Annotated in this window: 1 protein-coding gene; it reads right to left on the reverse strand. The window is 70.4% G+C overall.

What is annotated here, in order from left to right; all coding sequences use genetic code 11:
* Positions 1 to 294, reverse strand: a 294-nt coding sequence (locus ACXAID_RS28485; RefSeq protein ID WP_475025485.1) for a DUF222 domain-containing protein, incomplete at both ends; no start/stop codon positions are given.

Here is a 294-nt window from a genome sequence, read left to right on the forward strand (position 1 = left end):
CGATGGCCATGCGGATGACCTCGCGCATGGGCAGCAGGGTGCCGCCGGCGGTGAGGGCGTGTCCGGTGGGGCGCCGGCGGCTGGTCTGGCTGGGTTGTTCGGCGCCGCAGTGTTCGGTGTCGCAGTGTTCGGTGTCGCAGTGTTCGGTGTCGCAGCCTGCGGCGGCGGTGCGGGCGGCGTGTTCGAGGTCTTGGAGGGTTGTTGTGACGATGACGGTGACCGGTAGCCCGTTGTGGGTGCCGAGGGTGCCCGAGGACAGGGTGTCGCGGCACAGGGCCAGGAAGGCGTCGTGGT

It is taken from the genome of Mycobacterium sp. ABE4_509 (assembly GCF_056160785.1).